At 46.7% G+C, this 25,902-nt stretch carries 20 protein-coding genes; 9 read left to right on the forward strand and 11 right to left on the reverse strand.

The window, feature by feature from the left end; all coding sequences use genetic code 11:
- Positions 1-21 precede the first annotated feature (21 nt).
- Positions 22-609, forward strand: a complete 588-nt coding sequence (locus MJO46_RS02335) for a CoA pyrophosphatase (RefSeq protein WP_253987945.1) — start codon at positions 22-24, stop codon at positions 607-609.
- Positions 610-644: 35 nt separating this feature from the next.
- Here MJO46_RS02335 and MJO46_RS02340 read toward each other — a convergent pair whose 3' ends face one another.
- Entirely contained in the window at positions 645-980 is a 336-nt protein-coding gene (locus MJO46_RS02340) for a hypothetical protein (RefSeq protein ID WP_253987946.1), read from the reverse strand.
- A gap of 150 nt (positions 981-1,130) precedes the next feature.
- Between MJO46_RS02340 and asnS the strand changes: the two genes are divergently transcribed.
- Complete coding sequence (gene asnS, locus MJO46_RS02345; protein WP_253987947.1) at positions 1,131-2,531, forward strand: asparagine--tRNA ligase; 1,401 nt, start codon at positions 1,131-1,133, stop codon at positions 2,529-2,531.
- A 271-nt stretch (positions 2,532-2,802) separates the two neighbouring features.
- Here the strand turns inward: asnS and serC are convergent, their stop codons facing one another.
- Positions 2,803-3,894 carry a 3-phosphoserine/phosphohydroxythreonine transaminase gene (gene serC / locus MJO46_RS02350; RefSeq protein WP_253987948.1) on the reverse strand — a complete coding sequence of 364 codons (1,092 nt, stop codon included), beginning with the start codon at positions 3,892-3,894 and terminating at the stop codon, positions 2,803-2,805.
- Between the two features lie 104 nt (positions 3,895-3,998).
- Complete coding sequence (gene gyrA / locus MJO46_RS02355; protein ID WP_253988033.1) at positions 3,999-6,758, reverse strand: DNA gyrase subunit A; 2,760 nt, start codon at positions 6,756-6,758, stop codon at positions 3,999-4,001.
- 385 nt (positions 6,759-7,143) lie between these two features.
- On the opposite strand from gyrA, the gene ubiG reads away from it, so the two are divergent.
- From ubiG to yfaE, 5 genes are all read left to right on the forward strand, one after another.
- On the forward strand, positions 7,144-7,854 hold the full coding sequence (gene ubiG / locus MJO46_RS02360) for a bifunctional 2-polyprenyl-6-hydroxyphenol methylase/3-demethylubiquinol 3-O-methyltransferase UbiG (RefSeq protein WP_253987949.1): 711 nt from the start codon (positions 7,144-7,146) through the stop codon (positions 7,852-7,854).
- Position 7,855: 1 nt separating this feature from the next.
- Positions 7,856-8,524 (forward strand): HAD family hydrolase, encoded by a 669-nt coding sequence (locus MJO46_RS02365; RefSeq protein WP_253987950.1) that lies wholly within the window; start codon positions 7,856-7,858, stop codon positions 8,522-8,524.
- 406 nt (positions 8,525-8,930) lie between these two features.
- Positions 8,931-11,219 (forward strand): class 1a ribonucleoside-diphosphate reductase subunit alpha, encoded by a 2,289-nt coding sequence (gene nrdA / locus MJO46_RS02370; RefSeq protein ID WP_253987951.1) that lies wholly within the window; start codon positions 8,931-8,933, stop codon positions 11,217-11,219.
- Positions 11,220-11,283: 64 nt separating this feature from the next.
- A complete protein-coding gene (gene nrdB / locus MJO46_RS02375) occupies positions 11,284-12,414 on the forward strand; it encodes a class Ia ribonucleoside-diphosphate reductase subunit beta (protein ID WP_198780058.1) in 1,131 nt (376 codons plus the stop codon).
- Positions 12,415-12,430: 16 nt separating this feature from the next.
- Positions 12,431-12,880: a class I ribonucleotide reductase maintenance protein YfaE gene (gene yfaE / locus MJO46_RS02380; protein WP_253987952.1), complete on the forward strand. Its 450-nt coding sequence runs from the start codon at positions 12,431-12,433 to the stop codon at positions 12,878-12,880.
- Between the two features lie 37 nt (positions 12,881-12,917).
- Here yfaE and MJO46_RS02385 read toward each other — a convergent pair whose 3' ends face one another.
- Positions 12,918-13,400 carry a YciI family protein gene (locus MJO46_RS02385; RefSeq protein ID WP_253987953.1) on the reverse strand — a complete coding sequence of 161 codons (483 nt, stop codon included), beginning with the start codon at positions 13,398-13,400 and terminating at the stop codon, positions 12,918-12,920.
- Between the two features lie 151 nt (positions 13,401-13,551).
- Positions 13,552-15,570 carry an NADPH-dependent 2,4-dienoyl-CoA reductase gene (locus tag MJO46_RS02390; RefSeq protein WP_253987954.1) on the reverse strand — a complete coding sequence of 673 codons (2,019 nt, stop codon included), beginning with the start codon at positions 15,568-15,570 and terminating at the stop codon, positions 13,552-13,554.
- A gap of 165 nt (positions 15,571-15,735) precedes the next feature.
- Here MJO46_RS02390 and sppA point away from each other — a divergent pair, with 165 nt between their 5' ends.
- A complete protein-coding gene (gene sppA / locus MJO46_RS02395) occupies positions 15,736-17,580 on the forward strand; it encodes a signal peptide peptidase SppA (protein WP_253987955.1) in 1,845 nt (614 codons plus the stop codon).
- A gap of 127 nt (positions 17,581-17,707) precedes the next feature.
- Entirely contained in the window at positions 17,708-18,721 is a 1,014-nt protein-coding gene (gene ansA, locus MJO46_RS02400) for an asparaginase (protein ID WP_253987956.1), read from the forward strand.
- 69 nt (positions 18,722-18,790) lie between these two features.
- Here the strand turns inward: ansA and MJO46_RS02405 are convergent, their stop codons facing one another.
- The 6 genes from MJO46_RS02405 to ruvB form a co-directional block, all read right to left on the reverse strand.
- Positions 18,791-19,072: a YeaC family protein gene (locus tag MJO46_RS02405; RefSeq protein WP_253987957.1), complete on the reverse strand. Its 282-nt coding sequence runs from the start codon at positions 19,070-19,072 to the stop codon at positions 18,791-18,793.
- Entirely contained in the window at positions 19,069-19,386 is a 318-nt protein-coding gene (locus MJO46_RS02410) for a zinc ribbon domain-containing protein (protein WP_253987958.1), read from the reverse strand. The genes MJO46_RS02405 and MJO46_RS02410 overlap by 4 nt, the downstream gene beginning before the upstream one ends.
- A gap of 11 nt (positions 19,387-19,397) precedes the next feature.
- Entirely contained in the window at positions 19,398-20,525 is a 1,128-nt protein-coding gene (locus MJO46_RS02415) for a M14-type cytosolic carboxypeptidase (RefSeq protein ID WP_253987959.1), read from the reverse strand.
- A 181-nt stretch (positions 20,526-20,706) separates the two neighbouring features.
- Positions 20,707-21,384, reverse strand: coding sequence for a response regulator transcription factor (locus tag MJO46_RS02420; RefSeq protein WP_253987960.1), 678 nt, complete (start codon positions 21,382-21,384; stop codon positions 20,707-20,709).
- Between the two features lie 197 nt (positions 21,385-21,581).
- On the reverse strand, positions 21,582-24,098 hold the full coding sequence (locus MJO46_RS02425) for a TonB-dependent siderophore receptor (protein ID WP_253987961.1): 2,517 nt from the start codon (positions 24,096-24,098) through the stop codon (positions 21,582-21,584).
- 792 nt (positions 24,099-24,890) lie between these two features.
- Positions 24,891-25,895 (reverse strand): Holliday junction branch migration DNA helicase RuvB, encoded by a 1,005-nt coding sequence (gene ruvB / locus MJO46_RS02430; RefSeq protein WP_198780069.1) that lies wholly within the window; start codon positions 25,893-25,895, stop codon positions 24,891-24,893.
- Positions 25,896-25,902: the final 7 nt, after the last annotated feature.

Here is a 25,902-nt window from a genome sequence, read left to right on the forward strand (position 1 = left end):
CAATCACACAGCGGAACACCAATGGATCAAGCTGAATTTAGACTCAGATTTAATCTGCATCCTTTAGCCGCGCAGGATCCGGCGGCCTTACCTCACCTTGGTTTGCGTAAGGCTGCAGTGCTGCTCCCCCTGCAGGACATTAACGGTGAGCTGCATTTAATTTTGACCCAAAGACCCCTGCATCTCAGGGCCCATCCGGGGCAAATCAGTTTTCCCGGCGGTAAAATTGAGCCCAGTGATCCAGATGCTATCGCGGCGGCCCTGCGGGAGGCAGAAGAGGAAATTGGCTTATTAAGGCAGAATGTGGAGGTGATTGGCACTTTTCCGGCCCACAATACTTTTACTGGATTTGAAATTACCCCCGTGGTTGGCATTATTAAGCAGGCATTTGAACTTAAACTCGATCCCGGTGAGGTGGCCGATTGTTTTACTGTGCCCTTAAGTTTCTTTATTGCGCCGGGCAATCGCCATCAGAAGCGCTTTTTACGCCAGGGCCGCTACTACCGAGTGCATTTTATCCCCTACCAACAGCGCTTTATCTGGGGCGCAACGGCTGCAATTATCGATTACCTCTGTCGGCACTTAAGCATTCCCGAAGCGTTTATTTAGCCTAGTTTTACTGCAGTGTAACGCCGTGATGCTCGCTAAATCACAAAGTGTACATATAAACCCGCAACCAGTGATGTTAAGAATAGCAAGGGAATATTAAACCAGTAACCGAGTTTGCTGTGGTGGGCAACATAGTAATTAAACGCCAAACTGACCAAGCTAATCCCCCCACAGACCCAAATTAAATATTGCAATAATTGGGTTCGATGCGGATCCCAATAAATCCTGAAGGTCGCGCCACGGCTCAAATAGGCGCCAACCTCGCGATCGGGCCTTGCCTCACCAAAGACTAACAACGCATAAACGGCCAAGGCCCAACCCAAAATGGATAAAGTTGCGAGGATAATTTGAAATGTTCTGACTTTACTCATATCGCCTCCCTACGTTTCACACGCTATATCGTTAAATATTAGCAATATTGACCTCAGGATACCTTTTTCAGCTTGAGAAAAGCTACCAGCAAGGTAATATAAACCTCCAAAATTTTCATATAAAACGTTTCGTTGGAGAACTAAGCAACAATGAGCATTGCATCTGTCGCTTCTGTATTTAAAGGTGAGCACGCGGTCGGTTCTAAGGTCACAGTGCGTGGCTGGGTAAGAACCCGTCGTGATTCTAAAGCCGGCATCTCTTTTTTGGCTGTCTATGACGGTTCCTGCTTTAATCCTATTCAAGGTGTCGTGCCAAATAGCTTAGAAAATTACGACAACGAAGTGTTAAAGCTGACTGCGGGTTGCTCCGTCGTGATGACGGGCGATGTGGTTGAATCCCCTGGAGCTGGCCAAGCATTTGAACTGCAAGTCACTGAACTTGAAGTCGCTGGTTGGGTCGATGATCCAGACACTTACCCAATGGCCGCTAAGCGTCATTCAATTGAACATTTACGCGAATTAGCCCACTTACGCCCACGCACTAACATCATTGGTGCCGTTGCCCGTATACGTAACTGTTTATCCCAAGCCATTCACCGCTTCTACCACGAAGAAGGCTTTATTTGGGTATCGACGCCACTCATCACCGCATCTGATTGCGAAGGTGCTGGCGAAATGTTCCGCGTATCGACCTTAGATATGGAAAACCTGCCACGTACTGATGTTGGCAAAGTCGATTACGATAAGGATTTCTTCGGTAAAGAGGCTTTCTTAACCGTATCTGGCCAGTTAAACGCCGAAACCTATGCCTGTGCACTGTCAAAAGTGTATACCTTTGGCCCGACTTTCCGTGCCGAAAACTCAAACACCAGCCGTCACTTAGCGGAATTCTGGATGGTTGAGCCCGAAGTAGCCTTCGCGAGCTTAAGCGATATCGCAGGTCTTGCGGAAGCCATGTTGAAATACGCCTTCAATGCCGTATTGACTGAGCGTATGGACGATTTACAGTTCTTCGCCCAACACGTGGATAAAACGGTAATCGAGCGTCTGCAATCCTTCGTTTCTAGCGATTTTGCCCAAGTAGATTACACAGATGCGGTTGAAATCCTGCAAAAATGTGGCCGTGAGTTCGAGTTCCCCGTGTCTTGGGGTATCGACTTATCCTCTGAACACGAGCGTTATCTGGCCGAAGAACACTTTAAAGCCCCAGTGGTGGTGAAGAACTATCCAAAAGACATTAAAGCCTTCTACATGCGCTTAAACGATGACGGTAAGACCGTTGCCGCCATGGACGTATTAGCGCCCGGTATCGGTGAAATCATCGGGGGTTCGCAGCGTGAAGAGCGTTTAGATGTGTTGGATATGCGTTTAGCCGAAATGGATCTGAACCAAGAAGATTACTGGTGGTACCGTGATCTGCGCCGTTACGGCACAGTGCCACACGCAGGTTTCGGTCTAGGTTTTGAGCGTTTAGTGTCCTATGTGACTGGCGTATCGAATATCCGTGATGTGATCCCATTCCCACGTGCACCACGCACGGCAAACTTCTAATTGATATTGATAATGCTGCTTTAATGGCAGTTAAGTCTCTAAAACGCGCTTCGGCGCGTTTTTTATTGGGCTGTTATTAACTATTTTAACTATGTAGCAGCCATTAGCTATGCAACGGCCATTAAAAAAGCGAATGCCATTACAGCATTCGCGTCCTCTTGCTATTGATCAGCCGTTTGCGGCTAACAATCTACTAGCCGTGCTCTAGCCGCAGGTTTCTTATCCGAACCTGTTACCAGTAAGTCACCTTAACAAGCATAAATGCCTCAACCTAGCTATGCTGGGCGGCAAACTCATTCATAAACTTAACTAATGCCTTTACCCCTTCGAGTGGCATGGCATTGTAGAGACTGGCGCGCATACCACCGACAATGCGGTGACCTTTTAAGGCCACTAGCCCGGCAGCCTGTGCTTGCTTTAAGAATTCGCTATCGAGCGCTTCATCGGCAAGTTGGAAGGTAACGTTCATTTGCGAACGATTTGAAGCGACAACACCATTGCGATAAAAACGGTTATTGTCGATACACTGGTACAGCATATGTGCTTTCTGTTGATTAATTTTTGCAATACTCGCAATGCCACCAATGGACTTAAGCCAAGCAAAGACTTCAGCGGCGAGATACCAAGCAAAGGTTGGCGGTGTGTTGAACATAGAATCATGTTCTACGGCTAAACGGTAATCCATAATGGACGATTGCACTAAACTCGGCAGTTTAAGCATGTCATCCCGGACAATGACAATTGATAATCCCGATGGACCAATATTTTTTTGTGCACCCGCATAAATCAAGCCGTAACGGCTGACATCGATTTCGCGAGACATAATGGTAGATGATAAATCGGCAACAATCGGCCAAGGTGACTCTAACTCATCAAAAATTTCGATACCATCAACTGTCTCATTAGGACAATAGTGAACATAGCGATAATCGGCATCGATTTTATGTAGCTCAGGTAAGACAACTGCGTTGAGTCCATTGTGTTTTTCAACAATATTCAGGCTATCAATTTGGGCTTCACCCACCAGCTTTTGCGCTTCGGCTAAGGCGGCTGATGACCATTGCCCACTGACCAAATACAGGGCTCTGCCATTATCACCTAGAAAATTATTCACCACAGCGGAGAACTGTCCTCGGCCACCACCATGCATAAATAACACATGATAATTTGCCGGAATATGCATTAGCTCGCGTAAATCGGCCTCGGCTTGCTTGGTTAGCGCGATGAACTCTTTACTGCGGTGGCTTATCTCCATCACGGAGACCCCTTGCCCATTCCAATCGAGTAATTCCTGTTGTGCTTTTTTCATTACCGCCGTCGGTAACATTGCAGGACCTGCACAGAAATTATAAATCGCGCTCACTGACACTCTCCTTAATTCCAACCATGATTTATGTATTCGTTTTACAAAACAATGGCATCAAAAAAACGAGCGTCCAATTGGACGCTCGTTATTATGACACTGAGTTATTCGTCGTCTTGCTCATCGGCAAGCTCGTCGTCATCTTCGTCTAGCTCTTCCTCATCGTCCAACTCTTCATCAAGTTGGTCATCCAGAGGCTCATCGGCTAACTCACCTTCCATCACGACGGGAATGATAGGTAACCCATTTTCATCCAGCTCGACTTCATCCTCATCACTTTGGATTTCATCGATACGCTGTAGGCCAACCACTTTCTCGTCACTTGCGGTACGAATAATGGTCACGCCTTGGGTATTACGACCTATGATAGACACGCCCTTCGCTGGTGTACGAACGAGCGTACCTTTATCGCTGATCAGCATGATTTCATCGTTAGCGCCCACTTGAACAGCACCGACAACGGCGCCATTACGTTCGCTCACCTTGATTGATACCACGCCCTTAGTCGCGCGGCTCTTCGCTGGATATTCAGAAAGTTGCGTGCGTTTACCATAGCCGTTTTCAGTCACAGTCAAGATAGCGCCATCGCCCTTAGGCACGATGAGCGAAACAACCTTTTGACCTTCTTCGAGCTTAATACCGCGAACACCAGTGGCTGTGCGGCCCATAGGACGCAGTGACAACACTTCTTCACCGGTTTCTGGATCGAGTTTTACTTCGCCAGTTTCAGAATCACGTACCTTCTCGCCAAAGCGAACCACTTTACCTTCGTTGGAGAACAGCATGATTTCGTCGTCACCATTGGTGATATCGACGCCAATCAGTTGATCTCCGTCCTTGAGGTTAACGGCAATAATGCCGTTTGCACGTGGGTTACTGTAGGCGGTTAATGCGGTTTTCTTCACAGTACCGTGTGAGGTCGCCATGATGATGTATTTATCTGCGGCATATTCACGTACCGGCAGAATCGCAGTAATGCGCTCACCATCGGATAACGGCAGCAAGTTAACAATTGGACGACCGCGGGCCGTGCGGCTCGCCAATGGCAATTGATACACTTTGAGCCAGTACATCTTACCAAAGTCAGAGAAGCACAAAATGGTATCGTGGGTATTGGCAACCAGCAGTTTTTCAACGAAATCTTCGTCTTTAACTTTAGTCGCCGCTTTACCCTTACCACCACGGCGCTGGGCTTGGTAGTCACTTAAAGGTTGATACTTGGCATAACCTAAGTGTGACAGTGTCACTACTACATCTTCTTCGTTGATTAAGTCTTCAAGACTCATATCAATTTCGTTGGCATTGATCACAGTGCGGCGGGCATCACCGTATTCGGTCAGAATTTCTTCTAACTCTTCTTTGATCACTTCCATCAAACGCTCAGGGCTACGCAGAATGAACAACAAGCCTGCGATAAATTCGAGTAGCTCTTCGTATTCGGCGATGATCTTATCGTGTTCAAGACCCGTCAAACGGTGTAAACGCAGCTCCAAAATAGCCTGAGCCTGTTGCTCAGTCAGGAAATATTGACCGTCACGAATACCGTATTGTGGCTCTAACCACTCAGGGCGCGCAGCATCATCACCGGCTTTTTCCAACATGCCTTGAACGTGGCCTAATTCCCAACCTTGCTCAACCAATTTTACCTTGGCGTCAGCTGGCGTTGGTGAGGCTTTGATCAGTGCAATAATCGGGTCGATGTTGGCGAGCGCAACTGCTAAGGCTTCCAAAATATGGGCGCGCTCGCGGGCTTTACGTAATTCAAATACGGTACGACGGGTCACCACTTCACGGCGGTGAAGGATAAAGCATTCGAGCATTTCTTTAAGGTTGAATAACTTAGGCTGACCATTGGTCAGTGCCACCATGTTAATCCCGAAAGAACACTGCATTTGCGTTTGAGCATAAAGGTTGTTTAATACCACCTCGCCCACTTCGCCGCGCTTAATTTCGATAACGATGCGCATACCGTCTTTATCAGACTCGTCGCGCAGACCGCTAATGCCTTCAATTTTCTTATCTTTCACCAACTCGGCGATTTTCTCGATAAGTTTGGCTTTGTTCACTTGATAGGGAATTTCAGTCACGATAATGCGCTCGCGACCGTTATCTTCCGTTTCAACATCGGCAAGGGCGCGCATCACAGCACGGCCACGGCCGGTTTTGTAGGCATCGATAATGCCCTTGCGACCATTAATAATTGCCGCAGTCGGGAAATCAGGGCCTGGAATGTATTCCATTAACTGTTCAATCGACAGCGCAGGATCGGCAATCAAGGCCAAACAGCCCTTCACCACTTCCGTTAAGTTGTGGGGTGGAATGTTAGTCGCCATACCCACGGCAATGCCCGATGAACCGTTAATTAACAGGTTAGGAACGCGTGTAGGTAATACGGCGGGAATTTGTTCGGTGCCGTCGTAGTTAGGGACGAAATCGACAGTTTCTTTTTCAAGATCGGCCAGTAGCTGGTGCGCTAACTTATCCATGCGGATTTCGGTATAACGCATTGCCGCTGCGGAGTCACCGTCAACCGAACCGAAGTTTCCTTGACCGTCAACTAAGGTGTAACGCAGTGAGAATGGCTGTGCCATACGGACGATAGTGTCATAAACAGCAGAGTCACCGTGGGGGTGATATTTACCGATTACGTCACCGACCACACGGGCAGATTTTTTGTACGGCTTGTTCCAATCGTTCTTCAATTCACTCATGGCAAACAAAACGCGGCGATGTACAGGCTTTAAGCCGTCGCGCACGTCTGGTAATGCACGTCCCACGATGACGCTCATGGCGTAATCAAGGTACGAATTCTTTAGTTCGTCTTCGATATTAATTGGCGAAATAGATGATGCCAGATCAGTCATAAACTGCTCGTTCCCCTGAAAAATAGCCGACAACGCATAATCCGTATCATTGAGCGGCCCAAAAACGTGATTTGGCATTCTATCACAGTTATTTAATGTCGCCAGACCTATCCTGCTTGAATTGAGAGGGAAGCAAGTTAATAGATGAAAACACTGTCAATTTGAGGGATTGTGTATGCTAAAAAGTGCCCTTTAGGGGTTATTTACCCCAAAGCCTTGATTAAACTGTAAGCGGATACGCCAACGTAGCGCACAATAATGGCATTTAAAGACGAAAATCGCTGAAATTTCACTCAACCACAAAGACTTAGATCCGCCCAATACTTTGTTTATCAAACTTAGTCGTTATAATAGCCGCACAATCCAGTCCGCTTTAGGTAATCCCATGCAACACAATACCAATGTTGACCCGCAGGAAATCGCAAAGTTTGAACGTATGGCCGAAACTTGGTGGGATCTCAATGGCGAGTTTAAGCCACTGCATCTTTTAAATCCGCTGCGTTTAAATTATATCGACCAAACCGCTGGCGGTATTTTTGGTAAAAAAGTGCTCGATGTGGGTTGTGGCGGTGGCATTTTATCCGAAAGCATGGCGCGTATCGGTGCCGTGGTCGATGGCCTCGATATGGGTGATGATCCCTTAGAAGTTGCACGCTTACATGCACTAGAAACCGGCGTGAACATTAATTATGTGAAAAACACCGCCGAAGCCCATCGTCAGGACCATCAAGGTTATTACGATGTGGTGACCTGCATGGAAATGCTAGAGCATGTACCCGATCCGCAATCAGTGATCCAAGCCTGCTGTGATATGGTGAAACCCGGCGGGTTTGTGTTTTTCTCAACCATTAATCGCAACCTCAAATCCTTCGTTGAAACCATTATCGGCGCCGAATATTTGCTGAAAATGCTGCCGATTGGCACCCATAATCACAATAAATTCATTAAACCATCGGAGTTGATTGCCCTGGTGGATAATACCGATTTGATCTGCAAAGATGCCCTAGGTATCAGCTATAACCCACTGACGGGGATCTTTAAGTACACTCCTAATGTGGATGTGAATTATATGATCGCCACCCAAAGGGCTGATTAAGATGAGTCTTGCACAGGTAAAAGGCGTATTATTTGACCTTGATGGCACGCTTGCCGATACCGCGCCGGATCTTGTGCAGGCACTTAACTTAAGTCTGCTGGACGCGGGGATTGAAGCCAAACCCTTTGAGTCACTTCGCAGCGCCGCATCCCACGGCAGCTTTGCCCTTGTGGATGCAGCGATTCCCCATGCCAGTGATGCCCTGCGTCAGCAACTGCAGCAGGGCCTACTCGCCCACTATCAACGCATTAATGGTGATCAATGCCAGTTATTCACTGGCATTGCTGCTCTACTCGATTGGCTCGATTTACAGGGGCTGCCATTTGGTGTGATCACCAATAAACCCGCCCGCTTTACTCGGCCTTTATTGCAAAAACTGAATTTGCACCGACGAATGGCGGTGATGATCAGCGGCGATTCCACCCGTTATGCTAAGCCCCATAGTGCGCCTATGCTCCTTGGCGCGCAGCAGCTTAACTGTGCCCCTGAACATATTTTGTATTTAGGGGATGCCGAGCGGGATTTACTCGCCGCCCAAGCCGCCGCCATGCTGGGTGGGGTCGCATTATGGGGTTATCTGCATGAAGAGGATAATCCGCAGAACTGGCCCGCCTTAGCGCAATTTGCTTCACCGCTGGCCGTACTCGATGCCTTGATTGCCGCGCGATGATTGCATGGTGCGAATCTGTGCCTATGGAGACTGCTGTTTATTTTAGCGATCGCGATCTTTGGTGAGATCGCACAAAAAGTCCACATAGATCTTTTACACTAGTGCGAAATTGAGCTTCAGGGTTAGCTATTACTAACACTGAAGCTTATCCTCAAGATATCCACAAGATACCCCCTGAATTCTAACTTGCAAAAGCGCTCAAACCTCACTATCTTGTATCTCAGATTATTTTAAACACCATATCTTGTGTATCGGTAGCAATCAGACACACTAGAAACTCCCCGCTTAATTGGCTCAGTATTAACGAGCTAGCTGTATTTAAGGGACGTTTGTTGATTGTTTTACAAGGAAACGTACGGTGATCCGTTCACCGCAATAGATATCAAAAAACCAAGGCCTCTCTTCAATGAATAGCACTATGACAGTCACAAAACGCTGTGGTGAACGTGAGAACATCGATCTCGACAAAATTCACCGCGTAATTACTTGGGCAGCCAAGGGATTAAAAAACGTTTCTGTTTCTGAAGTTGAACTTCGCTCGCACCTGCAATTTTTCGATGGCATTCACACCGAAGCCATCCACGAAACCATTATCAAAGCCGCAGCGGATTTAATTTCACCAGAATCACCGGACTATCAGTTCCTCGCGGCGCGTTTAGCCGTGTTTCATTTACGTAAGAAGGCCTTTGGTCAGTTCGCGCCGCCAGCACTGTATGATCATGTGACTAAACTGGTGGAATTGGGCAAGTATGATATGCACATTCTGCAGGATTACACCCGTGAAGAACTCGATATCATGGATACCTATATCGACCATTGGCGCGATATGGACTTCTCCTATGCGGCCGTTAAACAGCTCGAAGGCAAGTATTTAGTTCAAAACCGTGTGACCCACGAGATCTACGAAAGCGCCCAGTTCCTCTATATTCTGGTGGCGGCCTGTTTGTTTGCCCGTTATCCCAAAGAAACGCGCCTGAAATACGTCAAAGATTTCTATGATGCGGTATCGACCTTTAAGATATCTTTACCCACGCCGATCATGGCGGGGGTACGTACCCCAACACGTCAGTTCAGCTCTTGCGTACTGATCGAATGCGGTGACAGCTTAGATTCCATCAACGCAACCGCATCATCTATCGTGAAATACGTCAGCCAACGTGCGGGCATTGGTATCAACGCCGGTCGTATTCGCGCCCTAGGTAGCCCAATCCGTGGTGGTGAAGCCTTCCACACCGGTTGTTTACCTTTCTATAAGTATTTCCAAACCGCGGTGAAGTCTTGTTCCCAAGGCGGCGTGCGTGGCGGTGCTGCGACCCTGTTCTACCCTATTTGGCATTTAGAAGTCGAATCTCTGCTGGTATTGAAAAATAACCGCGGCGTGGAAGATAACCGTATCCGTCATTTAGACTACGGTGTGCAGCTGAATAAACTTATGTATCAGCGCCTGATTAAAGGCGAAAATATCAGCCTATTCAGCCCATCGGATGTGCCAGGCCTGTACGATGCCTTCTTCGAAGATCAAAGCGAATTCGAGCGCCTCTATCTGCAATACGAGCAGGACAGCAGCATTCGTAAGAAAACCCTCAAGGCGGTGGAGCTGTTTTCACTGATGATGCAAGAGCGCGCCTCAACGGGCCGTATCTACATTCAGAACGTGGATCACTGCAACACCCACAGTCCGTTCGATTCAAAAGTCGCGCCGATCAGACAATCTAACCTGTGTCTTGAAATCGCGCTGCCGACTAAGCCATTGAACAATATTGATGATCCTAATGGTGAAATCGCACTTTGTACCTTGTCAGCCCTAAACTTAGGTGCGATCAAAAACCTGTCAGAACTCGAGCCATTAGCGGATCTCGCCGTTCGAGCGTTAGATAACCTATTGGATTATCAAGATTATCCGATTAAGGCGGCACAAATTGCCTCGATGAATCGCCGTACATTGGGTATTGGGGTCATTAACTTTGCCAACTACTTAGCCAAAAATGGTATGAAGTATTCCGATGGCAGTGCTAACAATCTGACCCACAAGACCTTTGAGGCGATTCAATATTATCTACTCAAAGCATCAATGAATCTGGCAAAGGAGCAAGGTGCCTGTCCGTTATTCCACGAGACCACCTACTCCCAAGGTATTTTACCTATCGATACCTATAAGCGTGACTTAGATAAGATTTGTCATGAACCATTGCATTTAGACTGGGAATCACTGCGCAGCGACATTAAGCAGTACGGTTTGCGTAACTCGACCTTGTCGGCATTAATGCCGTCGGAAACCTCGTCACAAATTTCTAATGCGACGAACGGTATTGAGCCACCACGCGGACTTATCAGCGTAAAAGCCAGTAAAGATGGTCAACTGAAACAAGTTGTACCTGATTTTGATACCCTAAAAGATAGCTATGAATTGCTGTGGAAAATGCCAAGCAATGATGGTTACCTGCAATTAGTCGGTATTATGCAGAAGTTTGTTGACCAAGCGATTTCGGCCAACACTAACTACGATCCTTCACGTTTCGAAGGTCGTAAAGTTCCGATGCAGACGCTACTGAAAGATTTGCTTAATGCCTATAAGTTAGGTGTAAAAACGCTTTACTACCATAACACTCGCGATGGTGCGTCGGATCAACACGATGACATCACCAACCTAGAGAAAGAAGACGACGGTTGTGCCGGCGGCGCCTGTAAGATCTAGTCTTTAACGTTAACGGTTTTGCAGGGATCCCTTTGGGGTCCCTGTCCATTGGAAAAATAGCACCATGGCCTACTCTACATTCTGTCAAACACCCAACGACGCCACCCGTGAACCTATGTTTTTAGGTCAATCGGTCAATGTGGCTCGCTACGATCAACAAAAATATGAAGTGTTCGAAAAACTGATAGAAAAGCAGTTATCTTTCTTTTGGCGCCCAGAAGAAGTGGACGTTAGTCGCGATAAAATCGACTACAACGCCCTACCGGATCACGAAAAACATATTTTTATTTCTAACCTGAAATACCAAACCCTGCTCGACTCGATCCAAGGTCGCTCACCCAATGTGGCCTTTTTGCCATTGGTGTCGCTGCCAGAGTTAGAAACTTGGATTGAAACCTGGTCTTTCTCTGAGACCATTCACTCGCGCTCTTATACCCATATTATCCGCAATATCGTTAACGACCCTTCGGTCATTTTTGACGATATCGTCGTAAACAAAGAAATTTTACGGCGTGCAACGGACATTGCCGAATACTACGATCACTTGATTAAGCTGACGCAAGTCTTCAACCTATTCGGTGCCGGCACCCATGTTATCGATGGCGAAGAATTAGTCGTTAATAGCCGGACACTGAAAAAAGCCCTTTACCTGTGCATGATGTCGGTCAATGCCCTAGAAGCGATTCGTTTCTATGTTAGTTTTGCCTGCTCATTTGCCTTTGCTGAACGTAAGCTCATGGAAGGTAACGCAAAAATTATTCGCTTAATCGCCCGTGATGAAGCCTTACACTTAAACAGCACCCAACATATTTTAAACATAATGCAGGGCGGTAAAGACGATCCAGAAATGGGCGAAATTGCCGCCCAGTGCCAACAGGAAGCCTACGATCTGTTCCTTAAGGCCGCAGAGCAAGAAAAAGAATGGGCAAAATACCTATTCAAAGATGGCTCTATGATTGGTTTGAATGAGCAAATTCTATGTCAATACGTTGAATACATTACCAATCAGCGCATGAAGTCAGTGAATCTGCCACAACCTTATCCAGAACTCACTAATCCATTACCTTGGATGAAAAACTGGTTAGAGAGTGATGCGGTGCAAGTGGCGCCCCAGGAAGTGGAGGTATCTTCCTATCTGGTTGGGCAAATTGACTCGGCGGTCGATGGTGATGAATTCCTCGACTTCGATCTCTAATGGCTTTTGATTGCTAATGGCTAAGTCGAACCTGCTCGCGCACCATCCCTTGAACAGCCCCTTTACCAAGGCGCCCATTGTGCGCCTGCAAGGGCAACCTGTGCTGCTCTTTACCGAGCAGCACGGTTCTTTATTGCAAGCCCTCGAAGCCAAAAAAGTCAGGATTTTCTCAGAGTGTCGCAGTGGTTTTTGTGGCGCCTGCAAAACCCGCGTCCTCAGCGGCCGCGTGACTTATTTAACCGAACCACTGGCCGAACTTAAGGCAGACGAATGTCTGCCCTGCTGCTGTATCCCCACCGAAGATTTAGAACTCGATTTATCCCCCGAAGGGGCCGCAGTCGTCACCTATGCAGCCAAAGGGTCACAACACATGGGCCGCAATGGCCATTCACCAACACAGAGCACTATATCCCACGGTTCAAAGCCGCAAGTCTCGCCAACATTCGTCGAAGTGTGCGAAGAATAACCTCTGAGCCTGATAGGGGCTAATTGAGCCTAGCGGTTTAAATGTCTTTTTTCGCCATCACCCTATGCAGCTCATTGACCTCTGTCAGCGCCGCACTGCCATACCAAGGTAATAATTCCAATACTAGGCTGCCCGCTTGAATTGCAGGATCGGTTTCCGTTAAGGCCTTTGCCTCTTCAACCGTAGTAACGTCAAAGACATAAATACCGCGCAATTCGCCATCGTGTAAAAAGGGCCCCGCCAGCACTAATTTGCCCTCATTGGCAAGGCGGGTGATATTGTCCAAATGCGCCCTTTGCAATTGCTCGGCCTGTGCCTGTGTTCTATCCCGATTAGGGCCCCGCTTTAAAAAGGCCATGACATAGTGCTTCATACCGTATTCATCGGCACCGGCATTTTTAGCACGCTGCTCGTCAAACTGTGGAGTACTGTGGGCCGAAAAACTCACCATTAATACACATAATAGGCAAGTGATAAGGCTGATGGTGATCTTAGCGTTAAAGACAGTGTTAAGCTGCATAGCGGCTCCCTCTACGTGGGTTATGGGTGAGTTATGTTGCTTAATTTAAGCATTTAAACCTTAGCGTATTTGCGACAACTATGTTGAAAATGCAATAAAAAAGCCTGATTAGGATTCAGGCTTTCGATGCTATATGGGCTTTTGAAAATGACTATAAACGCATCGCCAGTTCGGCTCCTTGGCGAATGGCACGCTTAGCATCAAGCTCTGCTGCCACATCCACACCGCCAATCAGATGCACAGGCAAGCCCGTCGCTTTCATCTCATCCACCAAAGTGCGATTGGATTCTTGGCCAGCACACAAAACGACGTTATCGACGGCCAACACTTCAGAAGTTTCACCCACGCGAATATGCAAACCCGCGTCATCAAACTTGTCGTAACTCACCCCGGTTTTCATCTTCACATTATGCTGTTTGAGCACAAGGCGATGGATCCACCCCGTGGTTTTACCTAAGCCTTTGCCCATTTTCGAGGTTTTACGTTGCAGTAAATACACCTTACGATGGAGGCTATTGTCAGAATGAGGTTCCGTTAGACCGCCCGCATGTTGATAGGTTTTATCTATGCCCCATTGCTTTAGCCATTTATCGGGATTAAGGGTGCTCGACTGGCTTTCACATAAATAGTGGGCCATATCAAACCCTATGCCACCGGCGCCGATCAGTGCGACTGTCTGGCCAATATTCACTTCACCCGAGAGCACTTTTTGATAATCGACCACCCTGGGATCATCAAAACCGGGCAGCACTAAATCCCGTGGGACAACCCCGGCGGCTATCACCACTTCATCAAACTTTTCGGTCGCCAACACACTAGCATCGAGGCGTGTATTTAATCTCAGATCCACCTTATGCAGCTTAATTTGGTTGATAAAATAACGGATAGTCTCATTAAACTCTTCTTTACCAGGGATTTTACGCGCCAAGTTGAACTGACCACCGACTTCTGCTTTCGCCTCAAAGAGCACTACCTCATGGCCACGCATGGCGGCATAGACAGAGAACGCCATGCCCGCAGGGCCTGCTCCCATCACTGCAATGCGCTTTTTATTGGATGTGGGTAGAAAATTAATTTCGGTTTCATAGCAGGCGCGAGGATTCACTAAACAGGTCGCACGTTTGAGGGAAAAAGTATGGTCAAGACAAGCTTGGTTACAGCCGATGCAGGTGTTAATCAGTTCGGGGGTATTGGCTGCAGCTTTATTCACAAACTCAGGATCGGCAAGGAAAGGCCGTGCCATCGACACCATATCCGCTTGCCCTGAGGCAATGATTTGCTCGCCAATCTCCGGCGTATTAATGCGGTTAGTGGCAATCAAGGGCACAGAAACCGATTGTTTGAGCTTTTGTGTCACCCAGGCAAATGCGCCGCGGGGCACACTGGTTGCAATCGTTGGCACTCTGGCCTCATGCCAACCAATGCCAGTGTTAATAATTGACACGCCCGCCTGCTCTAGCCACTGCGCCAATAGCACCACTTCATCCCAGGTTGAGCCATTATCAACTAAATCGAGCATAGAGAGGCGGAAGATAATAATAAAATCCTTACCCACTTTGGCACGAATGGCGTTAACTATCTCAATCGGGAATTTAGCCCTTTGTTCAAACGCACCGCCCCATTCATCGCTGCGGGTATTGGTACGCGCGCTGATAAATTGATTAATTAAATACCCTTCAGAGCCCATGACTTCGACACCATCATAACCCGCTTTTTTCGCAAGCGCGGCAGAGTTGGCGTAATCCTTAATGGTCGAACGCACTTGACGGCTAGACATAGCCGAGGGGGTAAAAGGGGTGATCGGCGATTTAATCTTGCTCGGCGCCAGGGAAAAAGGATGATAACCGTAGCGGCCCGCATGCAAAATTTGCATACAAATCTTACCGCCAGCCCCATGCACCGCTTGGGTAACAATTCGATGTTTACCCACTTGCCAAGGGAAACTTAACTGACAGGCATGGGGGGTTAATCGGCCACGTAGGTTTGGCGATATCCCGCCAGTGACAATCAGGCCCACGCCACCTAAAGCGCGTTCCCTGTAAAACGCTGCCAGTTTCTCAAACCCGCCCTTTTCTTCTTCCAAGCCCGTGTGCATTGAGCCCATCAACACACGGTTTTTGAGCTGGGTAAATCCCAGATCTAAGGGTTCTAATAAATGGGGAAACGACATTCAAACGTCCTTTTTAAACAAGTGATTTAAATGAGCATACCTTGAGTCAAATCTAAGCTCAACCGTTGGTTAACCCCTGAAAGTTAAAAACCTTTACAATTGTGTTTAGCCTGCGGCGACATTTTCAGTTAGCATTAGCCTATTGGACTTATAAAGGAGTGGCTGATGTCCGCTAACCCATCGTTTTTCAAGAGAATATGCTTATTTATCTGGAATATCCTTAACGGGACCCGCAAGCTTATCCTCAACTTAATCTTTTTTGGCATTTTAGCCATGATTGTGGTCGCCATTAGCAGCAGCGAAGATATTCAAGTCGAAGACCATTCGGCATTGGTGCTCAACCTTGCTGGGACCATTGTCGATCAAAAACAACAGGTTGACCCCATTGAGGCGGCCCTAAAACAAGGTAATAGCGGCAATGCCGATGGTGAAATCCTATTAGCCGATGTGTTGTATGTGATTGATAATGCAGCACAGGACAATAGGATCAGCACCATTGTGCTCGATTTAGCCGATCTAAAACGTGCCGGGATCAGCAAACTGCAATCCATAGGGGATGCACTTAAACGCTTTAAAGAAAGCGGCAAAAAAGTTGTGGCAATAGGCCATTACTATGAGCAAAACCAGTATTTTCTGGCCAGTTTTGCCGATACGGTTTATCTCAATCCCCAAGGCGCTGTCTCCCTCGATGGCCTAAGTCTCTATAGTCTGTATTTCAAATCGGCACTCGAAAAACTCAAAGTCAAGGCACACATTTTCCGGGTTGGCACCTTTAAATCCGCTGTAGAGCCCTATATGCGTGACGATATGTCCGATGCGGCAAAGGAAGCCAGCAATGACCTGCTCTCGGACATTTGGCAAAGCTACACGCAAACGGTAGCCTCGAATCGCAATATCGACGCCAATAGCCTGACACTGAGTGCACAAACCTACCTTAGTGAACTCGATAAGGCCCAAGGTAATTCCGCCGCTATGGCGGTCAATATGAAATGGGTCGATACCCTAGCAACCGACGAAGAATTCCGTAAAGTCATGCTCGATACTGTGGGGAAAGAGAAGTCGGGTGATAGCTTTAAGCAAGTCAGCTTTTACGCCTATTTAACCTTAGTGACCCCGCTACCTAACTTTGTCGAACAGGACAGCGTTGGCATTATCGTCGCGAGCGGCACTATCTTAAACGGCAGTCAACCTGCTGGGCAGATAGGCGGGGACAGCACAACGGAATTACTGCGTAAGGCTAGATTCGATAAGCATATCAAAGCAATAGTCCTAAGAGTCGATAGCCCTGGCGGCAGCGCCTTTGCCTCTGAGCAAATCCGCCAAGAACTGCTGGCGTTAAAAGCCGCCGGTAAACCCGTGGTCGTTAGCATGGGCAGCCTTGCCGCCTCCGGGGGTTATTGGATCTCGGCCAGCGCGGATTATATCTTCGCCACGCCGACCACACTGACTGGCTCCATTGGGATCTTCGGTATGATCACCACGTTTGAGGATTCTCTGGCAAGCCTAGGTGTGCACACAGATGGTGTGTCAACGTCGGAGTGGGCCGGATTATCGATTACTCGTACCCTGTCACCACAAATTGAAGCCGTTATCCAGCGCCATATAGAGCGGGGATATTTAGACTTTATCTCACTAGTGGCCAAAGAACGTAAAATGACGTTAGAACAAGTTGATACTATCGCCCAGGGCCGTGTTTGGAGTGGTAAAAAGGCGCTAGAACTCGGATTAGTCGATGAACTTGGAGACATAGATCAAGCGATTGCCAAGGCGGCAAAATTAGCGGATCTCACCCTGTTCGATACCCGGGTTATTGAACAGGAATTAACCCCTGAGCAGCTATTTATCCAGCAGATGTTTGCTTCAGTATCAAGCTACCTACCCGCGTCACTGAGCCAGTCTTCGGTACTCGAGCAAATGTTGACACAGTGGACAGGCAGTTTAAAAACCATAGCTGCATTTAACGATCCAAACCATGTCTATGTTTATTGTGACAACTGCGCGCTCAACTGATCCCTTGGCTTGAGCCCAACAGACCGTAAACTGCAGTGATAAAAGCCCGAACCTTCGGGCTTTTTTATTGGGTTTATGCCTGTTAAATCGTATAATTAAGCCACTTGAAGCTAAGATAACCATAAGAATGACTAAACGCTCCATTTACGTCGCCTATACTGGCGGCACTATCGGGATGCAAAAAACCGATAACGGCTTTGTTCCCGTCGCAGGATTCCTGACGCAGTGCGTGCAATCCATGCCTGAGTTTTACCATGATGAAATGCCCTCATTTGTTATCCACGAGTACTGCCCACTCATCGATTCATCGAATATGGCGCCAACGGACTGGCAGATGATTGCCGATGATATTAAAGCCAATTATCAAGACTACGATGGCTTTGTGATCCTCCACGGCACAGATACTATGGCGTACACGGCTTCGGCCCTGTCGTTTATGCTGCAGGGGTTATCTAAACCTGTGATAGTCACGGGCTCGCAAATTCCCCTCGCCCAGTTGCGATCAGACGGTCAAACCAATCTGTTAAACTCCCTGTATATCGCCGCCAATTATCCGGTGGCAGAAGTGTGTTTATTCTTCAATAACAAATTGTTCCGTGGGAATCGTTCGACTAAAGCCCACGCCGATGGGTTCGATGCCTTCGCCTCACCTAATTTTCCGCTACTGCTCGAAGCGGGCATTAAAATTAATCTACGTGCGGGCAAAATTGCCGTCCCCAGTGATAAACCCTTAGAGGTCGCCAATATCAGCCCGCAGCCCGTGGGGGTTGTGACTCTCTATCCTGGGATCTCGACTCAGATTTTCGAAAACATTCTCCAGCAGCCGGTTAAAGCGCTGATATTACTGACCTTTGGGGTGGGTAATGCGCCGCAGGATGCCGCATTACTGAACACTCTTAAACAGGCGGATGAGCGCGGCATAGTGTTAGTCAACCTCACCCAATGTTTTCAGGGTAAAGTCAATATGGGCGGCTATGCGACGGGTAATGCACTAGCCAAGGCGGGGGTGATTAGCGGCGCCGATATGACCATAGAAGCGGCCCTGGCTAAGTTGCATTATTTGCTGTCTAAAAATCTACAACCGAGCGAAATCAAAGCCGCTATGCTGCAAAATTTAGTCGGTGAGCTAAGCCCGGATTAAAAGCTTAACGTTTGTATTTAAAAGTGAAAAAGCCCATTTACATGGGCTTTTTCATTGTTCAAGCTCGCGTTACAGTTCTTCCGCTTTAAACTCGGCTATCGATTCACCACGAAACTGCTTTTTCAATTCCGCTTTTGATAGCTCATTGATTTTACCACCCGCGGCAATGGTGAAATGCTCGGTCTGATTAAGCTTTCGCGCTTGATACATCATCACCACTTGCAGCGTAGATTCACGCTGAGTCTCACTCAATACACTACCATCTTCCCACTTACCTAACTCGGCGGCACTGCGCAGCCTTTCATAGACTTCGAGGGGCATTTGGTCGATTACTTGATTAATGTCTGTCATACACTTTTCCGCTTATGCAATACGATTCTTACGCGCGTGATAAGATAACCCACAAAACCGAACACAAAACACACTCCGGCGATATTCGCCCGCAGGCCTTCGGCGGGTTCACCGCCCCAAAACCAAATCACCACCCCAGCAATAAATAACGTCATAGCGACAAAGCTTTGATTCATTAAGCTGCTGGATTTTTGTATATGGCTAATGCGGGCGAGAGACCCATTATCCCCGTCGGTTTTTACCTGACAATGGGGACAGGATGATGCCTTGCTCGATATACGTTTGCGACACACGGGACATTCAATTAATGCCATATCCGCCTCACCTATCTTAGCTTATCAACAACCGCCAGCATGGCGATTAACGAGGCTTCACCTAAATAGCTGCTACGCTCAGGTGACCAGCCCACAAAGGGATCCGCTAGGTTGTTATTGTCTTTAAATGGCATTTCCAGCGTGTTCGATAAACACTCGAAGGTTTGCGCGACCCAGTTTGATGCCACGGTCAAATTCGCTTGGCCAGGCTCATCTTTGGCATAACCAAATTCCGTTTGGAAATCGGCGCTGGCTAAGACGAGTGCTTGACTAAAATCCGCTTGTAGCTGTACCAATCTGTCGTTATAGGCAGGCACACCTTCACACCCAGCGAGAAACACATAGGGTAAGCCTTCATCCCCATGCACATCGTAAAATAAATCCACGCCCGTTTGCTGCATCTTATTGACGACATGGTAAACCTCAGGGCTTTTTTCTAAGCTTGGGTTTTGCCATTCGCGATTAAGGTTAATGCCAATGGCATTGGTCCTTAGATGACCTCTGACACTGCCATCGGGGTTCATGTTAGCGACGATATAAAAGTTGGCTTTATCGAGCAGAGCCTTAGCGGTTGGGCAATCATTATCGAGCAAGCGATTCACTAACCCTTCAACTAACCACTCGGCCATGGTCTCACCGGGATGCTGTCTAGCGGTGATCCAAATATTACGTTTAGCAACATCGCCATTACCGACTTTCATCAAGGTAATATCGCGGCCATCTAATGTCAGGCCTAAATGCTCTAAAGTCACATCTGGGTGTAATTGGGCACTGCTGAGCAAATCCAAGTGACGCTCATAGCTATAGGGCGCAAAGTAAGCGATTTGGATAGCATCACACTCTAACTCAAGCTGAATACTTAATATGCCATCTTGGTATTGTGTCGGTACGCGAAACCAATGCTGACGGTCGTAACTCGCTACGGCTTGATAGTCCTGCCACCCTTTTGGGTAAGATGCAGTGCCCGCGTTAATAATATTTAAGGTGTATTGATTACCCACTTCACCTTCAAATCGAAAATTAAACCATTGATAAAACTCACCGCCCGCATCGGGACGAATGGCAAGTTGGATATCGTCTTTATTATCAAGGTTGACGACTTGGATATTTCCGCCATCAAAATTGGCACTGATCCGCATAATGATTCCTAATAGGTTATTCAAGTAAGGGCATTCGATGGCACTTGGCACATCTTATTTTATGGCCGATAGAATAAACCAAAAGCGCATCAGGGGAAAACGAAAGCCATAAAATTCAACAAAGGCTAAATCAGTCGGCCTTTTATTGACCTGCTAGGGCTAAGCGGCGAAGTGATATCCCTCAGACTGTAAAACTGTAACCCTGCCCGCGCACAGTATTAATTAAATTACGCGGTAAACTGGTGTTGGCGAGTTTGCGCCTGGTATTGCTGATATGCATATCTAGGTTGCGATCAAAGCGGCCAAGATCCTTTTGCAGTACAGAGCGTTGTAGCTCCTGCTTAGTGATCACTTGCCCCTTTCGCTCGAATAAATACTTAAACAATCTAAACTCTGTTTGAGTTAAATCCACCACACGGTGACCGATAGTGATCCGGTAACTAGACTCATCAAAACTCACCACACTCGCCGCTGTCGGCTCAAGGTGCGACACCTTTGAATGGGCAAATATTCGACGTTCGAGCGCATGCAAACGCACAGTCAGTTCTTTAATACTAAAGGGTTTACACAGATAGTCATCGGCACCGAGTTCATAGCCTCTAATGCGGTCATCTTCATTATCCCGCGCCGAAATCATGATGACAGGGGTTGAACATTCCCTTGCCTTTAATAGATCAAAGCCATTCATCTGTGGCATGACTAAGTCGAGCATGATGATGTCGGGGTTAAAGGCACGAATGCTTGAAAGCCCCTCAAGACCATTAACGGCACATTCCACTCGGTGACCTTGTGCCGTCAGAGCATCGGATAACCAAGTTCTGAATAAGGGATCATCATCAACCAGCAGTATTTTACTCATCCTTAATATCCAAACGAGAATCGATATCATTTATATTAACATGACTATAATGATCACTCTAGTCTTAATACAAGGGTAAAAATAAGTTTCTGCTAAATTGTGATCTTAGTTACAGCTTTAGCGACAAAATAGAACCTCAGCCCCTTTTTGTCCCATAAAAAAAGCGCCCGAAGGCGCTTTTTATCAAGTTCTGTCGATTAGAACTTAACTGTCACACCACCATAGATAGTGCGACCAATGGTGTCATAAACTTCAGGGACAGTACCACCATCACTACCGTTAGAAACCGTAACTGGTTTCTCGTCAGTGAAGTTCTTAACCCCTAAGCTGACGCTGGTCATGTCATTGATATGATAAGTACCAGAAATGTTATGGTACAGAATTGAATCAACATCAGTACCTAACGCTAAATCTGTCATCTCACCAATATAACGGTTGAAGTACATTACGCTCCAGTCGTCTTGGCCAGCAGAAATGCTGAAGTTGTTACGAACGCGGGCATAGGCTCCGAAGTTACCGTCAATAGTACCAGTATAATCTTCACCGTCTTGCTCAAAGTTGATTAAGTAAGTGGTGTCGTTATTGATTTTCCAATCTAATCCTAGACCTTCAAAACTATAGGCTAAGTTAAAGTCGATACCACTTGTATCCTGCGTACCTACGTTGGTTAGCGCGTTGGTGAGGTTATCTAAATCACCATTTGGACCAATGTTGAAGGTTTCACAGGCTGTTGCATCGCCAGCATAACAAGCATCTAAACCAGCTTGAGTGTCCATACGCGCAATCGCGTTATCCACTTTGAAGCGCCAGTAGTCTAAAGTCACAGACATACCGTCAACATAGCTTGGTGAATACACTAAACCAGCAGTATAAGACTCTGATTCTTCAGGCTGCAGATCTGGATCTGAAGTACGATTCACGAGGATCTGTGGATCTTGAGCATTACCCCATGGATCGTCTAAATAATCGTATGAACCTGAGTTACCACCGTAGAGCTCACTTACACTCGGCGCACGGAAACCCGTTGCCGCCACGGTACGAACCATTAAGTCATCGGTTGCCGCATAAGTTAAACCGATTTTCCACGTAGTCGCTTTACCAAAAGTAGAGTAATCGTCTAAGCGCAGCGCGAATTCACCGGTTAATTTTTCAGTGAAAGGTACGCTCACTTCTTGGAAAATAGAGATAACGTTGTAGTTACCATTTGTAGGATCTTGCTGAGCTGATGTGCTCTCACCCGCAATAACTACGTCATCCGGCGTGTAGAAACCGCTTTCACGGCGATATTCTGCACCAATCGCAAAACCTACGGCACCCGCGCTCAGATCGAATAGCTCACCATTTAAACCAGCAGACAAGGTTTGTTGCTCGTTACCGCCTTTGGCTTCTTCGGTGTAACCAATGTCGTTCTTCATTTGCTGAGTTAATGGATCACCACTAAACCAAGCATCTGGATTAGCATAGATAGAGGTTGCCATATCTGAAGCGTTGATAGAGTTTTCTACCGCAGTCTTCGCTTGGTTTTTACCGTAGGTATAAGTGACATCCCAGTTCATACCAGTATGGACATCTAATGTGCCCGCTAGGCCACCAGATAAACGCCAAGTGTCAGTATCCTGAGTATAAATACGAGGACCCACATCGTTAGTACGACGACGGTAGTTAACTAGACCTTTTTCGTCCGCTTTAATGCCAGCCGCAAGCATATCACTGTCTAATGTTACACAAGGAGCACCAGCAGGAACACCGGCAGCACCACATACATTTAGCATAATATCAGCAGGTTGCGCAGCCATCTGTTGATTTGAACGACGGTTGGTATAAATAGCGTCCGCAGTTAATACCACATCATTACCAAGCTCTTGTGTCATATTCGCGAATAAGCTACGGCGTTCGCTCGGCGTTTGATAATAGCTATCTTGAGTAAAATCATATCCATATGGACGATCTACCCAGTTACCATTGGCATCTTGAACCTTACCACCTAAAGTACCTTCAGGGATAAATGAACTCGCACCAGGTTCAGTCCAATCACGGTCAGATTGAATTACACCACGACGGTCAGAGTACGCCGCACCGAATGTGTAGTTACCGCCATCGGTATTAAAGCCGTACAATGCACTGACATCACCGCTTTCACCATCGCCCTTGTCGGTACCGCTACCGTTAAAGTCGAATTGGAAACCTTCAAAATCTTTCTTAGTGATAATGTTTACTACGCCCGCAATCGCATCAGAGCCGTAAACCGCAGAAGCACCGTCTTTCAGAATTTCAACCCGGGCAATCATAGCCACAGGGATAGAGTTCAAATCCACAGAACTGTCAGCACCTGAACCCGAGTTCACCATACGACGGCCGTTCAGCAATACTAAAGTACGCTGTGAACCCATACCACGTAGATCAACTTGCGCTACACCATCTGCGCCGTTGTTGGTGCTTGAACCCACCGCCGCACCCGCCATAGAGGTTTGAACCTGTAGCATTTGGTCAACGGAAGTAAAACCCTCGGCCTTAATCGCTGCAGCATCAATAACGGTAACAGGAGAAGCTGTTTCCATATCTTGACGTTGAATACGTGAACCCGTCACTTCAATACGTTCAACTTTTGCAGTCTCTTCGGCTGCAAATGCACTTGAAGTCACAAATACACCCGTAGTGATAGATGTAACAATAGCTAAATTAATAGCTGATGCTACTTTGGTTCTTTTGATCATGAATGAATGCTCCCTAGATCTTACTATTATTTTTATGCTTACAGCTTGTACAACTATTGCTGTACGAGTGTTGCGCTTGATACTGATGATTCACTTTAATTCCGTCAACGCTCAATTTTTTAACCTAAACAATTTTATTGTTATTAAATAACACACCACTTGTTAATGACTGGTTTCATATAAAATCAAAATACCGACAAATAATCCTTTTCAGATTCTTACACCATCAAAAAACCACAAAACCAGTGATTAAAACTGTTAACAACATAACATTTGATAAACATATAAAGACTTCAGAAATGTGACACAAATCACACTTTTCAAGTTTAAAGATATAAAGTCCACAACACATAATGTCGATTATTTATTAGAAGTTTATGCATACAAAAATACCCGCACACCAAGAAAGTCATATTTATAAAGGAAAAAGTCAGCATAGAAATGATACAAACTGAATAGTTTGTAATTTTTATGCACCGCAAGAGTGCGCGTAACACATACCCAACAATTAGCACTCAAATTAAACAGCATGCAAATACTAAAAATAACGAATTGAAATGATTAAATTTAAACCGCGTATTGAGCACTAAATAAGCGCCAATAAGTAAAGTGCAGTTATCTTTCAAAATATTTGTCTGCAATACTAGTTTATTTAACCATTTGTTAACGAATGTTACTTGGTGGATAAGATTGTTTTTAAAAAACAATTATATTCGTAAAATAATCCTGGAATTTAAGATAAAAAAATGGCGGCCGAGGCCGCCATTTCTAAATATGATATTTATATTATCGTTATGCTGGTTTTATCATTTCAAAGTGCTGATAAGCACGCGCTGTGGCAATTCGACCACGGGGTGTACGCTGAATAAATCCCTGCTGAATAAGGAAAGGCTCTAGCACATCTTCAATGGTTTCACGTTCTTCACCAATGGCGGCGGCTAAGTTATCTAACCCCACTGGGCCGCCCATAAATTTATCGATAATAGCCAGTAACAACTTACGGTCCATATAATCGAAACCTTCGTTATCTACGTCCAGCAAATCCAATGCCTGTTCTGCCACATATTGAGTCACAGCGCCATCGTGTTGTACCTCGGCATAATCCCGCACCCGGCGAAGTAAACGATTGGCAATTCGAGGTGTTCCGCGGGATCGTTTAGCGATCTCCAGCGCTCCTTCTTTATCAATTTCCAGTCCCATCACCTGCGCAGAACGGGCCACAATCGTGCTGAGATCTTTGATGTTATAGAATTCTAATCGCAGTGGAATGCCAAAGCGCGCCCGCAGTGGCGAAGTCAAAGCCCCGGCGCGGGTAGTGGCGCCCACTAAGGTAAAGGGGGGCAAATCCAATTTGATAGAACGCGCCGCAGGCCCCTCACCTATCATAATATCCAGCTGATAGTCTTCCATTGCCGGATATAAAATTTCCTCCACCACGGGACTTAAGCGATGGATCTCATCGATAAACAGCACATCACCGGATTCAAGATTGGTAAGCAGCGCCGCCAGATCCCCAGCCTTTTCAAGCACTGGACCCGAGGTCGACTTAATATTGACCCCCATTTCATTGGCAACAATCATGGCCAAGGTGGTTTTTCCGAGTCCAGGCGGGCCGTAGATCAACATATGATCTAAGGCTTCGTTACGATTCTTCGCCGCTTGAATAAAGACCTTCAGCTGTGCCCGTGTGTCATCTTGCCCCGTGTATTCATCGAGCAATTTAGGTCGCATTGCCCTATCGATAACATCATCTTGCGCCTGCAACTGTGGCTGGATCAGTCTATCTGCCTCAATCATTATGTTT

The organism is Shewanella sp. KJ2020 (assembly GCF_024197625.1).
GTDB lineage: Bacteria > Pseudomonadota > Gammaproteobacteria > Enterobacterales > Shewanellaceae > Shewanella.

What these genes read in the sequence shown, in the direction of transcription:
- nrdB (WP_198780058.1), top strand. Translation starts at nt 11,284, where the DNA reads ATGGCCTACTCTACATTCTGTCAAACACCCAACGACGCCACCCGTGAA.
- MJO46_RS02340 (WP_253987946.1), bottom strand. Translation starts at nt 980, where the DNA reads ATGAGTAAAGTCAGAACATTTCAAATTATCCTCGCAACTTTATCCATT.
- MJO46_RS02405 (WP_253987957.1), bottom strand. Translation starts at nt 19,072, where the DNA reads ATGACAGACATTAATCAAGTAATCGACCAAATGCCCCTCGAAGTCTAT.
- MJO46_RS02335 (WP_253987945.1), top strand. Translation starts at nt 22, where the DNA reads ATGGATCAAGCTGAATTTAGACTCAGATTTAATCTGCATCCTTTAGCC.
- MJO46_RS02410 (WP_253987958.1), bottom strand. Translation starts at nt 19,386, where the DNA reads ATGGCATTAATTGAATGTCCCGTGTGTCGCAAACGTATATCGAGCAAG.
- ansA (WP_253987956.1), top strand. Translation starts at nt 17,708, where the DNA reads ATGACTAAACGCTCCATTTACGTCGCCTATACTGGCGGCACTATCGGG.
- ruvB (WP_198780069.1), bottom strand. Translation starts at nt 25,895, where the DNA reads ATGATTGAGGCAGATAGACTGATCCAGCCACAGTTGCAGGCGCAAGAT.
- MJO46_RS02425 (WP_253987961.1), bottom strand. Translation starts at nt 24,098, where the DNA reads ATGATCAAAAGAACCAAAGTAGCATCAGCTATTAATTTAGCTATTGTT.
- ubiG (WP_253987949.1), top strand. Translation starts at nt 7,144, where the DNA reads ATGCAACACAATACCAATGTTGACCCGCAGGAAATCGCAAAGTTTGAA.
- MJO46_RS02365 (WP_253987950.1), top strand. Translation starts at nt 7,856, where the DNA reads ATGAGTCTTGCACAGGTAAAAGGCGTATTATTTGACCTTGATGGCACG.
- asnS (WP_253987947.1), top strand. Translation starts at nt 1,131, where the DNA reads ATGAGCATTGCATCTGTCGCTTCTGTATTTAAAGGTGAGCACGCGGTC.
- sppA (WP_253987955.1), top strand. Translation starts at nt 15,736, where the DNA reads ATGTCCGCTAACCCATCGTTTTTCAAGAGAATATGCTTATTTATCTGG.
- gyrA (WP_253988033.1), bottom strand. Translation starts at nt 6,758, where the DNA reads ATGACTGATCTGGCATCATCTATTTCGCCAATTAATATCGAAGACGAA.
- nrdA (WP_253987951.1), top strand. Translation starts at nt 8,931, where the DNA reads ATGAATAGCACTATGACAGTCACAAAACGCTGTGGTGAACGTGAGAAC.
- MJO46_RS02415 (WP_253987959.1), bottom strand. Translation starts at nt 20,525, where the DNA reads ATGCGGATCAGTGCCAATTTTGATGGCGGAAATATCCAAGTCGTCAAC.
- MJO46_RS02390 (WP_253987954.1), bottom strand. Translation starts at nt 15,570, where the DNA reads ATGTCGTTTCCCCATTTATTAGAACCCTTAGATCTGGGATTTACCCAG.
- yfaE (WP_253987952.1), top strand. Translation starts at nt 12,431, where the DNA reads ATGGCTAAGTCGAACCTGCTCGCGCACCATCCCTTGAACAGCCCCTTT.
- MJO46_RS02385 (WP_253987953.1), bottom strand. Translation starts at nt 13,400, where the DNA reads ATGCAGCTTAACACTGTCTTTAACGCTAAGATCACCATCAGCCTTATC.
- MJO46_RS02420 (WP_253987960.1), bottom strand. Translation starts at nt 21,384, where the DNA reads ATGAGTAAAATACTGCTGGTTGATGATGATCCCTTATTCAGAACTTGG.